The sequence below is a fragment of the Thermorhabdus hydrogeniformans genome, assembly GCF_049310025.1.
In the GTDB taxonomy this organism is placed as follows: domain Bacteria; phylum Bacillota; class Thermosediminibacteria; order Thermosediminibacterales; family Tepidanaerobacteraceae; genus JBJYKD01.
Genome location: NZ_JBJYKD010000238.1, coordinates 1 through 252, shown reverse-complemented (window position 1 = coordinate 252; position 252 = coordinate 1). Strand labels below are relative to the sequence as shown.

General features: G+C 62.7%; 1 pseudogene. It reads right to left on the bottom strand.

Features of this window, described 5'->3' with window-relative positions:
* Positions 1-252, bottom strand: a pseudogene (locus ACKX14_RS16265) (ammonium transporter); the annotation flags it as partial.

The following is a 252-nucleotide window of genomic DNA, read 5'->3' as shown; positions in this document are numbered from 1 at the left end:
ACTTGGCCGTCATCACCTCGGCCGCCTTGGCGTCGGTAAAGCCGTCCGGACCCGGCCAGAACCAGACCATGTGCGCGATCGGCAGGTAGCTGAAAGTGAACCACAGCACCACGAACAGCAGCACGGCCGAGAATTTCGCACGCTCGGCGAAAGCACCGATGATCAGCGCGCACGTAATCGCCGCAAACGCACCCTGGAAGGCGAAGTACGCATACTCAGGCACCACCACGCCCTTGCTGAAGGTGGCGGCCA